Below are 19,037 nucleotides of genomic sequence, written 5' to 3'. Positions count from 1 at the left end.
AGTAACATCCGGCAGCCAGGCATCCTGGCTACCGGATATTTAATTAAACGCGCACTACCGAGTTATCGTCGAAGCTGACCGGCGAGGGCTGGTAGGCGTCTGCTTCCCAATCGTTTTCCCAGCTTTCACCATCGAGTAAATAACGGAACTGGTATTCTGCTTCGGCCGGCAGGCTAACCGTTTGTGTAAAGTCGCCATTCTTGAGCTTTTTCATTGGCTCGGCCTGAACATCCCACGCATTAAAGTCGCCAACCAGCTTAGCTGAGTCCGCATTATTGGCTTCACTCGCTTTAAGCTTAAACGTGACTTTGCAAATTGGCTTGGATTTTAAATATTGTTTTTTCAGACTCATTGTTTCTCTCCTGCTCAACAATCTGTAATTAAATTACAATTTACGCTCAAAAAGTCACCGGTTCAAGGGCTTTTGTTTGAAAATTGGTCATAAATAGACAAAAAATGACCTTTTGAAGTCAACCGTTGACCAAGGTCACGAAAGCATTCGAAATTCGTTACATTTATTAACAAAAGAAATAAAGCTAATAGTCGCGATACTTCGTAATATTAGCATCAGAAAAGTCTATGTTTATCAGGCTGGCGAAGATCAGCAACACAATCAGAGTGGCACATTCATGAAGTTATCGTCTTTAGCGAAATCGGGTCTTCCGATTATTTTACTCGGGCTGGCAGTCGTCGCGGCGGGTATTATGATCATGTCGAAAAAACCGCCGGAAAAGAAAGAAGTAGAAGAGCTGGCGTTTTTGGTGGATGCACAGCCGGTGTTTACCGAGCATGTCGAATTTACCGTGACCAGCCAGGGTAACGTACAGCCAAAACACAAAACCAGTATTGCCACCCAGGTGAGTGGCCGGGTGATCGATATTGCCGACAATTTTGTGGTGGGCGGTTTTTTCAGTAAAGGCGACGTATTGCTGACGCTGGAGCAGGATGACTATCAAACGGATTTGAGTCTGGCTGAAGCCGAACTGGCTCAGGCTGAGGCCGCGCTGCAGGAAGAGCAGGCACGCGGTAAGGTTGCCGCAGAAGAGTGGCGTTCGGTAAACGGGGTAGTCCCACCGGAGCTGGGCTTACGAAAACCGCAGCTGGCCAAAGAGCAGGCCAATGTTAAAGCGGCAAAAGCCAAGCTCGCCAGAGCCCAGCGCAACCTCGACCGTACTCAGGTTATTGCCCCTTATGATGGCATTGTCATTGAGCGCAACGCCGATTTAGGGCAGTTTGTGGGCACCGGCGCGCTGGTTGGCGAACTCTATTCTACCGAGGTGGCGGAAGTGCGATTGCCACTGACCGATGCCGATCTGGCTTTTATTGATTTGGAAAGCGGTATCTCGCATCGCAACCCGGTTACGCTTAGCGCCATGGTAGGCGGTAAGTTGCAGCAGTGGCAAGGTACGTTAGTTCGCAGCGAAGGCGTTCTTGATACCACCAACCGGTTGATTTACGCCGTGGTGGAAGTGCTCGATCCCTACCTGCGAAACAGCGGTGAATATATTGTGCCCCTGCGCTTTGGTCAGTTTGTACAGGCGGTAATCAGCGGCACGGATGCCCGTTCGCTGATTGTTATTCCCCGAAGCCTGATGCGCCTCGATGGCACCGTACTGGTGGCAGATGAAAATAATGAATTGCAGATTAAACAGGTTGATGTTGCCCGCTCTAGTCCGGAATCAGTGTATATCTCTGGCGGTCTGAGTGATGGTGACAACGTAGTAAGAAGTGCCGTGCCTAATCCCTACAATGGTATGCCGGTACGCCTGCCGGAGCAGGATCCTGCTGAGCAGGACGTAGAAGATGAAGAATCTGCGTTAGATACCGGAGTGTAAACCATGCAATCTTATAACACCCATAAAGGCCTGATCGCCTGGTTTGCCCGTAACAGCGTGGCGGCGAATCTGTTAATGTGGATTTTACTGATTGGCGGAGTATTTGGCGCTTTTAGTATCCAAAAGCAGGTATTTCCTAATTTTGAGGTGAATATTATTTCCGTGCGGGTACCGTATCTTGGTGCAGCGCCTCAGGAAGTGGAAGAAGGCGTTCTGTTAAAAGTTGAAGACGCCATAAAAGACCTTGACGGCATCAAGCAGATTACTTCTACCGCTTCGGAAGGCATGGGCTCGGTGACCATCGAGGTGGAAGAAGACTACGATGTGCAGGTTGTCCTCGATGAGGTTAAATCTCAGGTCGACGCTATTCCTAGTTTCCCTGGCAACACCGAGAAACCCATCGTTTATCGCACTAAGTTTCAGCAGGATGTGTTATGGATTGCCGTTTATGGCGATGCCAGCGAACGGGAATTAAAAGAATTTGCCAAGAACCTGCGTGACGATGTAGCCAATTTACCCGGTATTTCCAGCGTTCAGGTGGTGGGCGATCGCGACTATGAGATCTCTCTGGAACTGTCGGAATACACCTTACAAAAATACAATCTGACCTTTTCCGAAGTGGTGAATGCGGTTCGTCAGTCGTCTATTGATTTACCCGGTGGCGCCATTAAATCCGATAATGGCAATATTCTGCTGCGCACCAAAGGTCAGGCATATACCGGCTGGGAGTTTGCACAAATTGTGCTGTTAACCCGAGAGGATGGCTCGCGATTAACCTTAGGTGATATTGCAACCATTGATGATGGATTTGTAGAAGATCCCCAGTACGCCATGTTTGACAATCAGCCGGCAGTGAATGTGCGCGTGAAAGCGGTTGGCGATCAAAATGCGCTGGAAATTTCCAAAGAAGTTAATCAGTACCTGGCTAAGAACAAGAAGGACTTTCCGGCCCATATTAAGGCCGATGCCTGGGGCGATTCGTCGTTTTACCTGGCAGACCGGCTTAACATGATGCTGGAGAATATGTTCTGGGGGGGCGTGCTGGTATTTTTGGTTCTGTCATTGTTTTTGAAAATTAAACTGGCGTTCTGGGTAATGGTGGGCTTGCCGGTGTGCTTCTTAGGCACGCTGATGGTGTTGCCACTGGACATGATGGGGGTGTCGATAAACATGCTCAGCTTGTTTGCCTTTATCCTGGTGCTCGGGATAGTGGTGGATGATGCCATTATTATGGGCGAGTCAGCTTATTCTGAAATTGATGCTAAGGGACACAGCACCGATAACGTCATTGCAGGGGTGAAAAAAGTCGCTATGCCCGCAACTTTCGGGGTACTTACTACTATTGCCGCATTTTCGCCCATGCTGATGGTGTCGGGACCGTTTGGGGTGATATGGAAAACCATCGGGTTAGTGGTCATTGTGTGTCTGACGTTCTCACTGATTGAATCAAAACTGATTTTGCCGGCACATTTAGCCCATATGCGCTTAAAGCCGTACGATCCGGCCAAAGCCAACCGTTTCCAGCGCTTCCGCGATTTCTTCAGTGAAGGCATTAAGTCGTTTATTAAAAACATCTATGCGCCATTTTTGGTGAAAGCGATTAAGGCGCGCTATGTCACACTAGCCGCGTTTGTGAGCATGTTGATTTTAACCTACGGCATGTTTAAAGGGGACTGGGTGCGCTTTGTGTTCTTCCCTACGATCCCCAGTGATTTTGTGATGGCTTCGGTAGAACTGGAGCCTGGTTCGTCGTTATCGCAGCGTGATAAAGCGCTGGATACTATGCTTGATGCAATGTATCGCATGAACGATCAAATCAGCCGGGAAACCGGTTCTGGGGTGATTAGCCATGCAGTGGCCTTTGATCAGGGCTCACTGGGCGGGCAGGTATTTGCTGAACTGAGTAAAGGTGAGTCACGGGACGTTACCGATACCGAAATTCAGCGCCGCTGGCGGGAATTAATGCCAGAAATCCCTGGCGTGAAAACGCTTAATTTTAATGCTCCAGGCGGTCCTGGTGGCGGTTCAGATTTAAGTTTTGAGTTTAGTTCCAGCGATATTAACCAGCTTGAGCTGATCAGCAAGGAAGTGAAGGCCGCATTGGCTGAATATAACGGAGTGTCGGATATTAACGATACCTTCGCCGGCGGCGCCGATGAAATTCAGCTGCAACTGAAACCGCAGGCGGAAGCGCTGGGGATTACTCTTCAGCAGTTAGGACAGCAGGTACGTTATGGCTTCTATGGTGCAGAAGTACAGCGGGTTCAGCGCGACGATGAAGAAGTCAAGGTGATGGTGCGTTACCCCAAGGAAGAGCGTAATTCCATTGGTCACCTGGAAACTATGCGGGTACGTTCACCGGCGGGGCAGGATGTGCCGTTTGAACAGGTGGCAGATATCGAACTGGGCAAAGGGTACGACTCAATTATCAGGGTAGACGGCCAGCGTTCGGTAACGGTTTCGGCTGCGGTAGATAAAGACATTGCCGAACCTAACGAAGTCACCATGGAAATGATCACCCGGGTAATTCCGGAAATCATGAAAAAGTACCCACGGGTGGAGTTTAAATTGCAGGGCAATTCCCGTGAACAAATGGAAGCCATGACATCGCTGGCGCAGGGCTTATTATTTGCCTTATTTGCTATTTACGCGTTGCTGGCTATTCCGCTGCGTTCTTACACCCAACCACTGATTATTATGTCGGTTATCCCATTTGGTATTGTGGGGGCGATTCTTGGCCACCTTATGCTCGGGCATGCGGTGAGCGTGTTATCAATTTGTGGCATCATCGCTCTGTCCGGGGTGGTAGTTAACGACAGTCTGATCATGGTGGATTTTGTTAACCGCGCACGTCAGGAAGGGCATCGGCTGATGGATGCGGCGATAAGCGCCGGTACACAGCGATTCAGAGCGATTATTCTGACCTCGCTGACCACGTTTATGGGCCTGGTGCCGATTATGTTTGAACGTAGCTTACAGGCACAGGTGGTGATACCGATGGCGATATCACTGGCATTTGGTATTTTATTTGCCACGGTAATCACTTTATTACTGGTGCCTGCTCTGTATGTGATTCTGGATGATATTAAAAACGGCCTGACCCGAAACAAGCGCTCAACGCTGGCGGCAGACGCTTCCGCGGAGGCGGTTTCTAAATAATAGCGCCGTGAAGTCAAGTTAGAGTAAGGAACAGAAGCGCCGGCAGGGAAACCTGACCGGCGCTTTTTTATTGGTTGCCTTGGTGAGGAGCTTACAAAATGCCACTTTAAAATGAACCGGTTTAAAATAAATCACAAAAAGCTTGAATGCTGATAAATTATACAGTACTGTTTAGTTATACAGTATTTGAGGGTATTGTGATGAACACAGGTTTAAAAACGATTGATAACTTAATTGAACGCTTTGGTATTACCGTTGGTGAAGGGCACGATGCCTTTCAGCAAGTATTGGATCTCTACGGTGGTGACAGCCGTGCGATGACAATGAAACTGCCTTTTTGCTTTTATCAGATCATTACGAATTTGCCGGTGAGTCGTCGTTTATCGCTACACCAGTTTTATTTACCTCACCGTAAAGCGCGGCTGGCCAGTTTTTTAATTGATGAAAACGGTCAGATTGTTGAGCAGGTGTATTATCAGCGCGACAGTAAATATGTTAAAGCATGTAAAAAGTTGCAGGCCCTGGTACAACGTCATTATATCAAAGACTGGGCAAATGCAGCCTGAGACTGGCTTTCATAAAATTGTTACTAAAACCGTATAATGTAAGATAAATACCATTGTTATTTATTCGTAATATCGGATAATCACGCTTCTAGATAAGGAGTTGTGCGTGAAGGTTATCTTTTCACACGGTAAAGAAAGTGGCCCATGGGGAACTAAAATACGCTTTCTGGCCAATATTGCAGAAGAAATGGGATGCCAGATCCAGAGCATCGACTACAGTGATACCCTGGATCCAGAGAAAAGGGTGGAGATGCTCAAGGAAGCTATCCCCAAGGCGGATCCCGAAGTGCTGTTGGTAGGCTCAAGTATGGGCGGCTATGTTTCGTTAGTCACGGCATTGCAATATAAGGTACGAGGCGTATTTCTGCTGGCACCGGCAGTGGCTATGCCGGGATACCGGGTACAGGAATACCCGGTCACGTGCCCGGTAACCTGTGTACACGGCTGGCAGGATGAAATCATCCCGGCTGAGAACATTCTGAATTTTGCCAAGCAACTAAACATTACCTTGCATCTGATACCCGGCGATCATCGCTTAAATGACTCGCTGAAAGCGGTCGGCGTTTTGTTTAAACAGTTTTTGTTTGAGCGTCTCACCGATCAGTCTAAGGTCTGATTTGCCTGCTGGCAGAGGCATAGAATTGAAAAATGGCCAGTGATGCAACCAGACAGCAAAAATTAATCAGAGTAGGCATTTCATTTACCCTATTTGTGGTCAGTAGCCTCTACTTCTATTATCGCGATACATCACAAACCGAAAAGTTAAACGCGCTGTTTAACGATACACTTTTTGCGATGCCCGGCGTCAGTACTGAACTGAGTGCATTCTCTGCTAGCCCGGATGGGGTGGCCATCGACATTATCGCCACCGGATTGCCAAACCCGGCCACAGAATATAAACCATACTTGCTGGCATTTGTGTGCAGCCAACCCTCGTTCAAAAAACTTCTGCTGTCGGGCAAATCCATTGATTTTGACATGCGCGCACCGGATCGATTGGTTGGCAGCCATGTTAATATGCAAATTGATGCCGCGCGATGTCACTATCGTGATCAATGAGCGGTGTGTTTTGTAAGTCATTATCACACGGATTAGTATTGTTTAGGACAGGCAGAATAAGCCCGCCATATTGCGGCCGGCTTGGCAAAGCTTGCAACACAAGGAGGTTTTCTGAATGAGTGATTGGGTTTTACCTTACGAATTTGATTTTTACGGACGAACGGTAAAGTACGGTATAAAAGGTGAGGGTGAACCGCTCGTTATCGTCCATGGTACACCCTGGTCGTCGTTTAATTTACGCCACCTTATTGAACTTTTATCGGCAGATTTTAAGGTGTATTACTTTGATTTGCTTGGCTACGGTCAGTCAGATATGCGTGATGCAGACGTGTCGCTCGGCATACAAAATGAACTGCTCGATGCGCTGATGGCGCACTGGAAGCTGGCGTTGCCACTGGTGGTGGGTCACGACTTTGGCGGTACCACTGTGCTCAGAAATCATATTCTTAATCAGCGGCCATACAAAAAACTGGTGGTGATTGATCCGGTTGCACTGTCACCCTGGGGCTCACCTTTCTTTAAACACGTAGAGGCCAATGAAGCTGCTTTTGCCGGCGTACCTGATTATATTCATCGGGCAATTGTGGAAGCTTACATTAAAACCGCTGCTTTTCAGCCGCTCAGTCAAGACACCATTGATGGCATTCTGGCCCCCTGGTGCTCAGAGCAGGGCAAGCCTGCATTTTACCGGCAAATCGCCCAGGCAAGTTCCAGGTTTACCGATGAATTCCAACATCGTTTTAATGAGATTACTGCGCCCGTGCTGATTTTGTGGGGAAAAGAGGATACCTGGATCCCCGTTGAGCAAGCTTATAAGCTGCAGGAAAAAATTGCCGGGGCGGATCTGGTAACGATACCTGCTACCGGTCACTTGGTGATAGAGGAAGCACCGGCGCTTTTGTCGCAAGAAATCCTGCGCTTTTTTAAAGGCTGAGACTGAATTAATGAGGCGAGTACAGTTTATCAGGGAGGCAATGAAATGGGGTTTATAAACAAGCTCGGTAAGGGATTAAAAGGGGCTATAAAGGCAGTACGTAGCGATGAATATCAAATCAATAGTGTTGATATCAATTGTATTCACTGTGGTCATCAACACTTTGATGAAGGTAAGGCACAACTGAATACTGCTTTCCTTACCTTTATTAATGCGGACTGGGCAAACCAGAGTGCGTCAGTCTTAGTGTGTAAAAACTGTAGCTATATTATGTGGTTTGGCAAAACGCCTGGTAAGAAGGTGTAGTGTTGCAACAACTCATCATCAGAGGTAAATCAAGATAGATTTCAGGCAGGCCATCTACCTGAAGCTATTTAAGTACGGTGTGAAGAACGTTACTGTATAAGTTTATAGCCTCGGGCTCTCGGAGCTTTACGTAGAGAGCTGTGCAGTCGCAGCTAACGTATGCTTTTAACGTTATTTTATTGTTTAGCGTTGATGTTGGCTGAAACAAAAAAAGCCCTGACTGAACAGTCAGGGCTTTTTAGTATTTATTGATTATCAGCGCGATTAGCTGTTAATCACAGCTACCATGGCTTTGGCCAGATCGTCGATGTTAGCCTGGCTGATGCCCGCTACGTTTACGCGGCTTGAATCAACAAAGTAAACGCTGTGCTCATTACGCATTTTCTGTACTTGTTCCGGGGTAATACACAGGAACGAGAACATGCCTTTCTGGTTGTTTACAAAGCTGAAGTCTTTCTGCGCGCCGTTAGCGGCCAGTTTATCAACCAGCAGGTTACGCAGGGTAGACATGCGATTACGCATTTCGTTAACTTCGGTTTCCCACTCTTGCTTAAGTGCAACGTCGGACAAGATAATGTCTACCAGCGCACCGCCGTAGCTTGGTGGCATGGAGTACATTCCACGGGCTACAGACTGAATTTGTGCCTGAGCGATTTTCTTGGTGGCGCTGTCTGCCGTCACGATGGCCGCTAAGCCAACACGTTCACGGTAGAGGCCGAAGTTTTTGCTGCACGAGGCGGCGATGATCACTTCCGGTAAGCTTTCGCACAGCAGGCGAACACCGTAGGCATCTTCTTCCAAGCCATCACCAAAGCCCTGATAGGCCAGATCGACAAACGGCAGGAACTCTCGCTCTTTAGCGACTTCTGCCACTTGTTGCCATTGTTCTTTGGTAAGATCAGCACCCGTTGGGTTGTGGCAGCAACCGTGCAGTAATACCACATCGCCTTTTTCCACTTTACGCAGTGTTTCCATCATGGCGTCGAAACGAATCGAAGCAGTGGCTTTGTCGAAGTAGGGGTAAGTTTCCAGGCTTAAACCGGCATTGCCCATTAACGGAATATGGTTAGCCCAGGTTGGATCGCTGATCCACACCTTGGTGTCTTTATTAACGCGAGTCAGTAACTCGGCAAGAATACGTAATGAGCCGCAACCGCCCGGCGCTTGCACAGCTGCCACACGGTCGGCCATCAGTACCGGGCTTTTTTCACCCAGGATCAAGCCCAGCATACCGTCGATAAAACCTTGTACACCCTGCGGAGTGATATAGGTTTTAGACTTTTCGCGCTCAAGTAAAATGGTTTGCGCTTTGGCTACCGCAGATAAAATAGGGGTGTTGCCTTGCTCGTCTTTATAAACGCCAACACCTAAGTCAATTTTATTAGGGTTAGTATCTTGCTTAAACGCAGCAGACAAACCAAGAATCGGATCCGGGGCAAGTTGGGGTAGCACTTCAAACACGTTATGTCCTCTAAATGTACAGGAATCGGTTTACTAAGTTTATGAACAGTCCTGGGCTTTCACAAACTCAAACAACGGTGGTCGTGTGTTGTGGTTCAACACGGTTGTCAGTCTGACCACTTCATCATCTTCCGCTGGCACGGGAGTTAACCAGTCGGGCTGCGCATTATGCCATCAACTGCTGCAAATTCGAATAGAAAAGCGGTTATTCCTGCACAATTTTCCACTGAAACTCTCGGGGTGGGGATACCTTTTTGCCGTGTTCATATTCCTGCTCAATCCAGGTGACTTCACCGCGATGATTAACCAGCAGCAGGGTAGAGCTGCGTGTGCCGTAGTTGGGTGAGGCGATAAAGATAGACGACAGACGCTGTTCCCATTCAAGCGGCACGCCGGTATCCGGCAATTCGTGTTGCGCAGCCGGGGTGTTATCCTGAAGCAGGTTAAACAGCGCATCATAATCAAGCGAGGTGGCTGTACTGATGTATTCCTGCAACCTGGTTACGCCCCGCCTTACTTTGGGCCAGGGCGTATTGAGCGCACTGTTGGAAAGGCCGTGAAAGCCCGCAGCCAGCGGCGTAAAACGGTTGGTGTGATTGTTATACACCTGCAGGCGGGTAACATTGCCGTACAGCAAATTGTAGCCGTTATAGGCCTCGCAACTGTCGCTAAGCTGCTGTTCAAATAGCGCTTCGCTGGTACTGCAAGAGAGATAGTTAACCACCAGCTCGCCACGGCTACGCGCCTCAGCTTGTTCCCTGGCGGGATTACGAATATTGGTCAGCGCTGCAATCTTACCGGCACGGCTCATCCCCATCCAGGTACCACCGGCTTTTAAGTCTTTACCCGCCAGTAGGCCGGGGGATTCGTCCCACCAGTCGCTGGCTTGGGTAGGCCGCTGATATAACTCATCACGATTGGCGGCAATAATAAGCGGATAGTCTTTGTGCTGCTCAACGGCAACAAAAATAATACACATAGCGTTTGTGGCGCACTCCGTAGCGGTTACAATTAGCGATAACAGAATAACCGATCGTTGGCGGAATATGCAGTCATTCAAAGCGCCATTACCCGAATCAGTCCCACAATACCCGGTTGGTTTGTGGGGGAAATGTTGCCGTTGGTGGCTTGAAAAACGCGGCTGGACAGTGCGCGGCAGTATTGCCAATCACCCTAAAATGGTATTGGCCGTGGGCCCGCATACGTCTAACTGGGATTTTATTATTGGTGTAATGTTTAAACTGGCACTGGGTCTTGAGGTGGCTTTTCTGGGCAAGCACACGTTGTTTGAAGGGCCGCTGGGCGGTCTTATGCGACGGCTCGGCGGCATTCCGGTGGAGCGCAGCAAAGCTCATGGTGTCGTGGGAGATGTGGCTGCGCGAATTGGCCGTGCAGAGCGGTTACTGTTGGCGCTGGCACCAGAAGGCACGCGAAAAGCGGTATATCCGTGGAAAAGCGGCTTTCTTTACATTGCACAAACCGCTAGAATTCCCATTCAGTGTGTCGGCCTTGATTATCAACAGAAAACGCTGGTTTTCGGGCCCGTCCTTACAGTATCCAAAGATGTAACGGTGTCTATGGAGTCGGTATACACTTTTTACCGCACCATTACCGCTAAATACCCGCAGCAAACAATTACGGAGCCCAACGCGTGACCAAACCGGGAGTGACCACTCGTCAAGTACATGCCGACAGACTGCTAAATCAACCAGCCGACGGTGCCGTACATACCAGTACGACCAATTCTGTCTTATTCGAATTTGAAAAAACGCAAGATCTGGTAGATGTGTTCCAGGGCAAAAAGATGGGCCATGTTTACGGCCGCTCGTCGTCCGGCTCCATGGCAGCGCTTCAAACCATTATCGCCGATATGGAAGGCGGCATCGCCACGGCCTGTTTCTCAACCGGCATGGCGGCTATTACCAGCACCATGTTGTCGCTGTTTAAAGCCGGTGATCATCTGATTGTCAGTCAGTATTTGTTTGGGAATACCCGCAGTTTCTTAGATACCTTGCAGGATTTGGGCATTGAGCTCAGCTTTGTTGATGTTACTTCCATTCAGGAGGTGATTGCGGCCAGGAAAAGCAATACCCGGGCGGTGTTCACTGAAACAATTGCCAATCCGGTAACTCAGGTTGCCGATCTGCGTGCGATCGGTAAGTGGTGCGAGGAACAATCGTTACTGTTTATGGTGGATAACACCATGACACCACCACCAGCCTTTGATGCGAAAGCGATGAAGGTGTCACTGGTGCTCACTTCCCTTACCAAATATCACGGTGGTCATGGCCACGTGCTCGGCGGGGCCGTTACTGATATGGGGAATTTTGACTGGACGTTATTCAATAATATCAAACCGGCCTACCAGGTGGCTGATGAGCGGATGTGGGGCATTACCCAAATTCGTAAAAAAGGCCTGCGTGATTTGGGTGCCACGCTGTCTGCGCAATCAGCACATCTGATCTCGGTAGGTATCGAAACCCTCTCTTTGCGGATGGCGCGTAGTACCGAAAACGCCATGAAACTGGCCACCTACCTTGAAAGCCAGGACAAAATCGAGCGCGTTTATTACCCGGGCTTGTCGAATCACCCGCAACATTATGTGGCTCGGGAGCAACTGGGTGGTTATGGTGCCATCCTGAGCTTCGATCTGGTTCCTGGCATCGAGCCTTGTGAATTCTTAGATGAGCTTAAATTAGTGTTATCGGCCACGCATCTGGGAGATACGCGTACGCTGGCACTGCCGGTGGCCTCAACCATTTTCTTTGAAAATGGTCAGCGTGAGCGGGCGCGCATGGGAATTACCGAAACCATGATCAGAATGTCGGTAGGTATTGAAGATACTGATGATTTGGTTGCTGACTTCGACCAGGCCCTGGCAAAGTTTTAAGCACAAACATCACGCATTAAAAAAGCCTGCATTTTGCAGGTTTTTTTGTCTCTGCAATTAATCGTCTGCTGCTGTAATACCCTGTAATAAAAGGTTTTTATCAGGAGTGAGGAAAGTGTGGCTGGTTAGCCTCGTATATCAGCAAAAATATTTGCAACAATTTGTGAAAAAATTTGAACTTTAGCCAAATGCGAAGCACTAACTTAATGTAACAAGCAATTATGGGTTTTAATGTGTGAACCCTCGATTGTTAAAGTGTGTTCCAAGTTGAGTGTGCATATTAGCCCCGCAGTTCGCGGGGCTTTTTTTATGCGCTGATAACGTTACATGGCCAGTGCTTTTTCCACGTCTGTGCGGAGTTCTTTGTCTGAAGGTTTAACAGAGCTCTTGTAGTGCTTAACAATTTTACCGTTCTTGTCTACCAGGTATTTGTTAAAGTTCCAGCTTGGTGCTTCACCGGTGGCTTTGGTTAAGATACGGTAGAGCGGATCGGCGTCATCACCTTTTACGTGGGTTGGCTCGAACATCGGGAATTCCACCCCATAGGTTAATTCACACAGCTCAGCGGTTTTTCCTTCGTCGTTATCTTCCTGATTGAAGTCGTGAGATGGAAAGCCCAGAACGACGAAATCTTCGTCTTTGAGCTCGTCATACATGGCTTCAAGGCCTTCAAACTGTGGTGTAAACCCGCAGTAACTGGCAGTGTTAACAATCAACAGGGTTTTACCCTGATATTCGCTGCACAGGTTCACGGTTTCCTGAGAATTGAGCTTACGTTTCATGAACTTTAATACGTCAGGGCAGCTGTTTGCCTGCGCGAATAAAGGAAGCGTACTGAATAACAATGCGCCAACTAATTTTTTCATTGTTTTGTTCCTGTAGTTAGGGGGTTAACACCAATACTCTCAGTGCAGGCTGGTTGGATCAATTTATCCGTTCGGTTTATTAAAAGACCAGCATGGCAAATTCAAGGACAAATGAATACACCCGGCATAGATAGCTGGCTATAATGGGCACGAATTTATAACGAAGTAAATAATAATATGCGACATACTCTAATTAAAAGCAGTGTTTTACTAGGTCTGAGTGTGGTAGTTGCAGCTTGCAATAGCACCGCACCTGAGGCCGTCACGACAGCACCTACCGCGAATGTCCGTGAGTTCGCGAAAGTGGTTACACCGAAGGTCACTCAGGCAACTCAAGCTGATGACATCATCACTCTGGAACAAATTATGGCCGATCCCAAATGGCTCGGCCGTCAGCCGCAGAGTCCGGGATGGGGCATTGATGGCAGTGTGGTGTATTCCCGCAAACAGGAAGAGACCCAGCTGTTCGATGTGTACCGGATTGAAAATGGCCAGTCGGTAAAAGTAACGGCAGATGCGCTACATCAGTACAAAGCGGATGAGAAAGTAACCAGCAATGATGGTCAGTACACGGCCTGGAAATACGAAGACAGCGTGTTTGTAAAAATGCCCGATGGTGAAGTGGTGCGGGTTACTTATGGCCAGCCTCTGAGCAACCTGGGCTTTTTAACCGACAATCGCTTATTTGCGCGGTTATATAACACTTATATCACCATTGATTTAACCACCGGTCAGCAGGAAAAACTGCTGAGCTGGGAGTTTGCCGACGAGCCAGTGGCTAATAAACCTGCCAAAGACTTTGTGGCCAGTGAACAGCAATCGCTCATCCGCTATATTCAGGTTCAGCGTAAGAATCGTGACGATAAGTTCGTTCAACAACAAATGATGCGTGCACAAAGTCCGGCGGTAGCGCCTGCGCCGGTGTATTTTGATGACAGTGAGCGTCTGGTGGCCGCTGAACTCTCGCCCAGTGGTAAGCATGCAATCATCGTTACTACCAAAAAAGGCAGTCGCCGCGATGATTCTGACATCATGCCCCATTACATTCAGGAAGACGGGCGCATTGCCGCTATCAACGTGCGTCAACGTGTTGCTGATGCTAAGCCGGTTACCCAAACGACCTGGCTGGTGGATGTAACAACCGGCACCAAACATGAACTTTCTTATGTAGGCTTACCCGGCTATAACGATGATGTACTGGCCGATGTGAAGCGAGAGAACGCCGCTGCCCGCGGTGAAGATTACACCGATAACCGTTTGCCACGGGCAATTGGATTACTCAGCAGCTGGTCTCGTAGCGGTCCGTCTATCCGTTGGCATCAGGATGGTTCACAGGTCGCCCTGATCCTGGAAGCCTGGGATAACAAAGACAGCTGGATAGTTACGGTAGACCTTAATGCTAAAAAACTGGAGACACAGCTTCGTCAGCATGATGATGCGTGGATCAATTACCATCACAACCAGTTTGGCTGGCTAAACCAATCGCATACGCTGTTTTATCAGTCGGAGCAGTCTGGCTACAGCCATTTGTATTTGCAACAACCCGGGCAAGCGCCTCAGGCCCTGACCAGTGGTCAGTATGTGGTGGATAGTCTGACGCTGACTAAAGATGATCAGTACGTATACTTTAAAGCCAATAAAAAGCACCCTGGCATTTATGAAATTTACCGGGTGAATACGGCTACCGGTGAACAGCAGGCACTGACTGATCTGAATGGTCTGACCGATTATGTACTTAGCCCAGACGAGCAAACGTTATTGCTAACGCATTCAACAGTTACCCGACCGCCGGAGTTATATGCTCTGGGCGTAAACAGCGAGCAGGTACCGCAACAACTAACGCATACCATTAGCGAAGCGTTTCTTGCCAAGCCTTGGGTAGCGCCGCAAGTGGTCGCGATTGACTCCAGTCATACCGAACAGCCCATTTACGCCCGCGTATATTTACCTGAAGGCTATACCGAGGGTGAACCACGTCGGGCCGTGGTATTTAACCACGGCGCTGGCTATCTGCAGAACGCCCACTTAGGTTGGTCTGGTTATTTCCGCGAGTTTATGTTTCACAGCCTGTTGGTCAAGCAAGGCTATGTGGTGCTGGATATGGATTACCGGGCTTCGCGGGGATACGGCCGTGACTGGCGCACCGCTATCTACCGCCAGATGGGAACGCCGGAGCTTGAGGATCTTCGTGATGGCGTGAACTGGCTGGTGGAAAACGCCAATGTGGATCGCAACCGAATTGGTACCTATGGCGGTTCCTATGGTGGCTTCCTGACGTTTATGGCGATGTTTAACGCACCAGACCTGTTCCAGGCCGGGGCCGCCTTGCGTCCTGTCTCAGACTGGGCGCATTACAACCACGGTTATACATCCAATATTCTCAATACACCGGATGTCGACCCTCTGGCTTATCGCAGAAGTTCACCGATTTACTTCGCAGAGGGCCTGCAAAAGCCCTTGCTGATTAACGCTCCGATGGTGGATAACAACGTGTTCTTTGTGGATGTTGTGCGCCTGGTACAGCGTTTAATTGAACTGGAGAAAACCGACTTTGAAACGGCTATCTACCCGGTAGAGCCTCATGGGTTTGTCCAGCCAAGTTCATGGCTGGATGAATATCGTCGTATTTACGCGTTATTTGAAGAAAACCTCTAGTCTGCTAATTATGCCTTACGGCGGGCGGCTATAAAGTCCGCCGTTAAGGTAAACAGCCACATCAGTAAAAATAACACCGCACCACATACTGCACCGTATAAATGCGCGTCAATGGCAACGCTGGCGTCGATTAAGCTGGCAACATCCTCACTGCTTCCCTGAAACTGCTCAAACAGCAGCTTGGCTGCTACACCGGCCAGTAACAACCAGCCTGAACGCACCTTATTGAGGATATCCATGCAGGCTCCCCACACAAAAATGCCGTGTAAAGCGCCGGATAGCCCCACATACCATATCAGCTGTGGCGAGAAAAAATAAATGCCCAGACTGGTACCCAGACCACACCAGATAAACAATTTCAGAAAGGTTACCGGCCGATAGTGCTCACCGTGTAATGCCCACAGCAACACCAGACCAACCAGATTTAACACCAGATGGTAACCATTGGTATGGATTAGGTTGCCACTGATCAGGCGCCAGGTTTCCATACTTTGCAGTGCGTAGCGGTCGTACGCCAGTAAGTCTGTCATCGACTGACCGGCAAAAAATAAAGCAATACTGACCATCGCCAGAATTAACGGGCCAAGACTAAACTGTGGTTTTACTGGTAGCGCAACTATCATTGGAATTTATTGTTGATCAAAAGGCTGGGGCGCTATCATAACGAAAATGCCCTACGAAGCCTAATAAAGAGTCGGAGACAATAATGAGTCATATTCTGATTGAAACCCAAGGTGCTATTACCACTATCACCTTAAATCGCCCGGAAAAGAAAAATGCCCTGACCCGGGAAATGTATCAAACCATGGCCGATGCGTTGGTTGAAGTTAATCAAACAGAGCACTGCAAAGTAGTGGTTATCCGCGCCGAAGGAGACGTTTTCTGTGCCGGCAATGAGATAGCCGGCTTTGCAAATCACGGTAAAGAACCCCACCTGGCAGAAACTGTCAGCTTTATGAATGCGCTGCTTAACTGTAAAAAAACGGTAGTCGCCGAAGTTTCGGGCAAGGCAGTTGGCATTGGTACCACCATGCTGTTACATTGTGATTTCGTGTATACCCACGGCGAAGCCCAGTTCGTATTGCCTTTCATTAATTTAGGCTTGGTTCCTGAGTATGCATCAAGTTACATCCTGCCACGTATGGCGGGACGTCGCCGGGCCAGTGAATGGTTGTTACTGGGTGAGCCTTTTGGCGCTCAGGAAGCCTATCAGTTTGGTATGGTCACCAAAATAACAGAACCCGAAGCCTTGCGGGATACTGTCAACAAAGTTGCCGCTAAGCTGGCCGCCAAACCGGCTTTTGCTTTGTTACAGTCAAAAGCATTAATTAATAACGAGGCAGAAGCCATTCACCAACATATGGATGTTGAACTGGATGTGTTTATTGAAGCCATGGGCACAGAAGCTGCGCAGGAAGCTTTTGATGCGTTCCTGCACAAGCGACCAATTAACCCGGAAAAATTTAAATAAGAGGAAGATTCACCTTGAGTCGTAGTCGCACGCGCATTCTTTTTTTAGCAGGGTGTTTAACCCTGTCTTCCAGTTTTCATGCTCTTGCTCAGCAAACGCCGGCCCCCCGTGAAGCGGGTGAGCCGGAAGCCGCTACCGGTTATATCGAGAAAAAAGCCCATTTCAGTGAGGATTACATGGTGGTAGCCGCCAATCCTTACGCCTCATGGGCTGGCAAAAACATCATTGAGCAGGGGGGCAGTGCCATCGATGCAGCGGTTGCTGTGCAGGCCATGTTAACCCTGGTTGAGCCACAATCCTCTGGTATTGGTGGCGGCGCCTTTATGCTGTACTGGGATAACAAAGCCAAGAAACTGCACACTTTCGATGGCCGTGAAATGGCCCCCGCGGGGGTGAATGCCTATTGGTTTATGGAACATGGCAAGCCCATGAAATGGATTGATGCGGTGGTTGGCGGTAAGTCAGTTGGCGTACCCGGCGCACTCAAGGCGTTAGAATCGGCCCACGGCCAATTTGGTAAACTGGACTGGCCGGTATTATTCCGAGATGCCATTAATACCTCAGAAGAGGGGTTCAAGGTGTCTAAGCGGCTGGAAAAACTGGTCACCATGGCCGAGCAGTATCACAAGGGCATGAAAACCTTCCCGAGTACCGCTACCTACTTCTATCCGGCGGGTAAGCCGTTACAGGCTGGTACCACTAAAAAGAATCAGGCCTTAGGTAAAACCCTGCGCAATATTGCAGAGCAGGGCGCGGATTACATGTATAACGGCGACCTGGCAGCCAAAATCGCTAAAGCAGTTCAGGGCGCAGACATTAACCCCGGCGCGTTAACGGCAGAAGATATGGCGAATTATAAAGCCATCGAGCGTAATGGTGTTTGTGGTGAATACCGCAGCAAGCAAATCTGCGGCATGGCGCCGCCCAGTTCAGGTGGGATAAACGTTTTTCAGGTACTTAAACTGCTGGAAGGCTTCGATTTATCCAAATACCCCATCGACAGCGTAGAATTTGCCAACCTGTACACTCAGGCGAGTGCCTTAGCCTATGCCGATCGTGAAAAATACATTGCCGACAGTGACTTTACTAATCTGCCCTACGGAGCCTTGATTAACGAAGGTTACCTGAGTCGTCGTGCCGAGAGCATTAAAGTTGATAAACCGTGGCGCTTTGCCCGTCCCGGCGAGCCTTTTTCAACCCAGGTTAGTCAGGGGAGTTCGCTGGAGCAGCCGAATACCAGCCACTTTGTTATTGTCGATAAAGAAGGCAATGCGGTATCTATGACCACTAGTATCGAGTTTATGTTTGGCTCGGGCATTATGGTGGACGGCTTTTTACTGAATAATCAGTTAACCGACTTCTCGTTCTCGCCATCAATGAACCGCTTCCCGGTACCTAATCGTGTTGAGCCACACAAACGTCCGCGCAGTGCCATGAGCCCGACAATGGTATTCAATGATGCAGGTGAACTTGAAATTCTGGTGGGTTCACCCGGCGGAAGCCGCATTGTGAGCTATGTAGCACAAACCCTGATTGGCGTAATTGATTACAATCTGGATATTCAGCAGGCCATTAACCTGCCGAAGATCACTAACCGTAACGATTACACCGCACTGGAAAAAGGTACGCCTATTGAAGCCCTGCAGGGCGCCCTGGAAGCTCTTGGCCATAAAGTGAAAGTGGTCGACCTGAACAGTGGTCTGCACGGTATACAGGTAACCAAAAAAGGCTATGTGGGCGGCGCCGATCCGCGACGTGAAGGCGTAGCGGTAGGCAAATAACACAGCGCTTTTAAGGTACGTCAGATATAAGCAAGGCCGGTAAGCATCACTTAC

17 protein-coding genes are annotated in these 19,037 nt (G+C 48.9%); 12 read left to right on the top strand and 5 right to left on the bottom strand.

What is annotated here, in order from left to right:
• Positions 1-43: 43 nt before the first annotated feature.
• Complete coding sequence (locus AC27IB_RS03895; protein WP_487119074.1) at positions 44-352, bottom strand: isoamylase early set domain-containing protein; 309 nt, start codon at positions 350-352, stop codon at positions 44-46.
• A gap of 277 nt (positions 353-629) precedes the next feature.
• Between AC27IB_RS03895 and AC27IB_RS03890 the strand changes: the two genes are divergently transcribed.
• From AC27IB_RS03890 to AC27IB_RS03860, 7 genes are all read left to right on the top strand, one after another.
• Complete coding sequence (locus AC27IB_RS03890) at positions 630-1,835, top strand: efflux RND transporter periplasmic adaptor subunit (RefSeq protein ID WP_296051657.1); 1,206 nt, start codon at positions 630-632, stop codon at positions 1,833-1,835.
• Positions 1,836-1,838: 3 nt separating this feature from the next.
• Positions 1,839-4,994, top strand: a complete 3,156-nt coding sequence (locus tag AC27IB_RS03885) for an efflux RND transporter permease subunit (protein ID WP_296051659.1) — start codon at positions 1,839-1,841, stop codon at positions 4,992-4,994.
• Between the two features lie 200 nt (positions 4,995-5,194).
• The gene (locus AC27IB_RS03880; protein WP_296051662.1) at positions 5,195-5,560 is read left to right on the top strand and encodes a hypothetical protein; all 366 of its coding nucleotides are present in this window, start codon (positions 5,195-5,197) and stop codon (positions 5,558-5,560) included.
• A 106-nt stretch (positions 5,561-5,666) separates the two neighbouring features.
• The gene (locus AC27IB_RS03875) at positions 5,667-6,176 is read left to right on the top strand and encodes a YqiA/YcfP family alpha/beta fold hydrolase (protein ID WP_296051665.1); all 510 of its coding nucleotides are present in this window, start codon (positions 5,667-5,669) and stop codon (positions 6,174-6,176) included.
• A gap of 32 nt (positions 6,177-6,208) precedes the next feature.
• Positions 6,209-6,619 carry a hypothetical protein gene (locus AC27IB_RS03870; RefSeq protein ID WP_487119071.1) on the top strand — a complete coding sequence of 137 codons (411 nt, stop codon included), beginning with the start codon at positions 6,209-6,211 and terminating at the stop codon, positions 6,617-6,619.
• 115 nt (positions 6,620-6,734) lie between these two features.
• A complete protein-coding gene (locus AC27IB_RS03865; protein ID WP_487119069.1) occupies positions 6,735-7,553 on the top strand; it encodes an alpha/beta fold hydrolase in 819 nt (272 codons plus the stop codon).
• 45 nt (positions 7,554-7,598) lie between these two features.
• Entirely contained in the window at positions 7,599-7,859 is a 261-nt protein-coding gene (locus tag AC27IB_RS03860) for a hypothetical protein (RefSeq protein WP_296051672.1), read from the top strand.
• Between the two features lie 264 nt (positions 7,860-8,123).
• On the opposite strand, the gene AC27IB_RS03855 is transcribed toward AC27IB_RS03860, so the two are convergent.
• Together AC27IB_RS03855 and AC27IB_RS03850 are read right to left on the bottom strand one after the other, a co-directional pair.
• The gene (locus tag AC27IB_RS03855; RefSeq protein ID WP_487119067.1) at positions 8,124-9,320 is read right to left on the bottom strand and encodes an amino acid aminotransferase; all 1,197 of its coding nucleotides are present in this window, start codon (positions 9,318-9,320) and stop codon (positions 8,124-8,126) included.
• Between the two features lie 205 nt (positions 9,321-9,525).
• Complete coding sequence (locus tag AC27IB_RS03850) at positions 9,526-10,299, bottom strand: NRDE family protein (protein WP_487119065.1); 774 nt, start codon at positions 10,297-10,299, stop codon at positions 9,526-9,528.
• Between the two features lie 67 nt (positions 10,300-10,366).
• Between AC27IB_RS03850 and AC27IB_RS03845 the strand changes: the two genes are divergently transcribed.
• Both AC27IB_RS03845 and AC27IB_RS03840 read left to right on the top strand, forming a co-directional pair.
• A complete protein-coding gene (locus tag AC27IB_RS03845) occupies positions 10,367-10,975 on the top strand; it encodes a 1-acyl-sn-glycerol-3-phosphate acyltransferase (protein ID WP_487119063.1) in 609 nt (202 codons plus the stop codon).
• Positions 10,972-12,210, top strand: a complete 1,239-nt coding sequence (locus AC27IB_RS03840; RefSeq protein WP_487119061.1) for a cystathionine gamma-synthase family protein — start codon at positions 10,972-10,974, stop codon at positions 12,208-12,210. The genes AC27IB_RS03845 and AC27IB_RS03840 overlap by 4 nt, the downstream gene beginning before the upstream one ends.
• A gap of 323 nt (positions 12,211-12,533) precedes the next feature.
• On the opposite strand, the gene AC27IB_RS03835 is transcribed toward AC27IB_RS03840, so the two are convergent.
• Positions 12,534-13,076: a glutathione peroxidase gene (locus tag AC27IB_RS03835; RefSeq protein WP_487119059.1), complete on the bottom strand. Its 543-nt coding sequence runs from the start codon at positions 13,074-13,076 to the stop codon at positions 12,534-12,536.
• A 177-nt stretch (positions 13,077-13,253) separates the two neighbouring features.
• On the opposite strand from AC27IB_RS03835, the gene AC27IB_RS03830 reads away from it, so the two are divergent.
• Positions 13,254-15,731 (top strand): S9 family peptidase, encoded by a 2,478-nt coding sequence (locus AC27IB_RS03830; RefSeq protein WP_487119057.1) that lies wholly within the window; start codon positions 13,254-13,256, stop codon positions 15,729-15,731.
• Positions 15,732-15,739: 8 nt separating this feature from the next.
• On the opposite strand, the gene rrtA is transcribed toward AC27IB_RS03830, so the two are convergent.
• Positions 15,740-16,351 (bottom strand): rhombosortase, encoded by a 612-nt coding sequence (gene rrtA / locus AC27IB_RS03825; RefSeq protein ID WP_296048873.1) that lies wholly within the window; start codon positions 16,349-16,351, stop codon positions 15,740-15,742.
• 86 nt (positions 16,352-16,437) lie between these two features.
• On the opposite strand from rrtA, the gene AC27IB_RS03820 reads away from it, so the two are divergent.
• Complete coding sequence (locus tag AC27IB_RS03820) at positions 16,438-17,202, top strand: enoyl-CoA hydratase (protein WP_296048836.1); 765 nt, start codon at positions 16,438-16,440, stop codon at positions 17,200-17,202.
• Between the two features lie 14 nt (positions 17,203-17,216).
• Complete coding sequence (ggt, locus tag AC27IB_RS03815) at positions 17,217-18,983, top strand: gamma-glutamyltransferase (protein ID WP_487119055.1); 1,767 nt, start codon at positions 17,217-17,219, stop codon at positions 18,981-18,983.
• Positions 18,984-19,037: the final 54 nt, after the last annotated feature.

Source organism: Alteromonas sp. 4NH20-0104 (assembly GCF_057547795.1).
The sequence above is the reverse complement of the archived record's forward strand: the minus strand, read 5'-3'. Positions and strand labels throughout refer to the sequence as shown.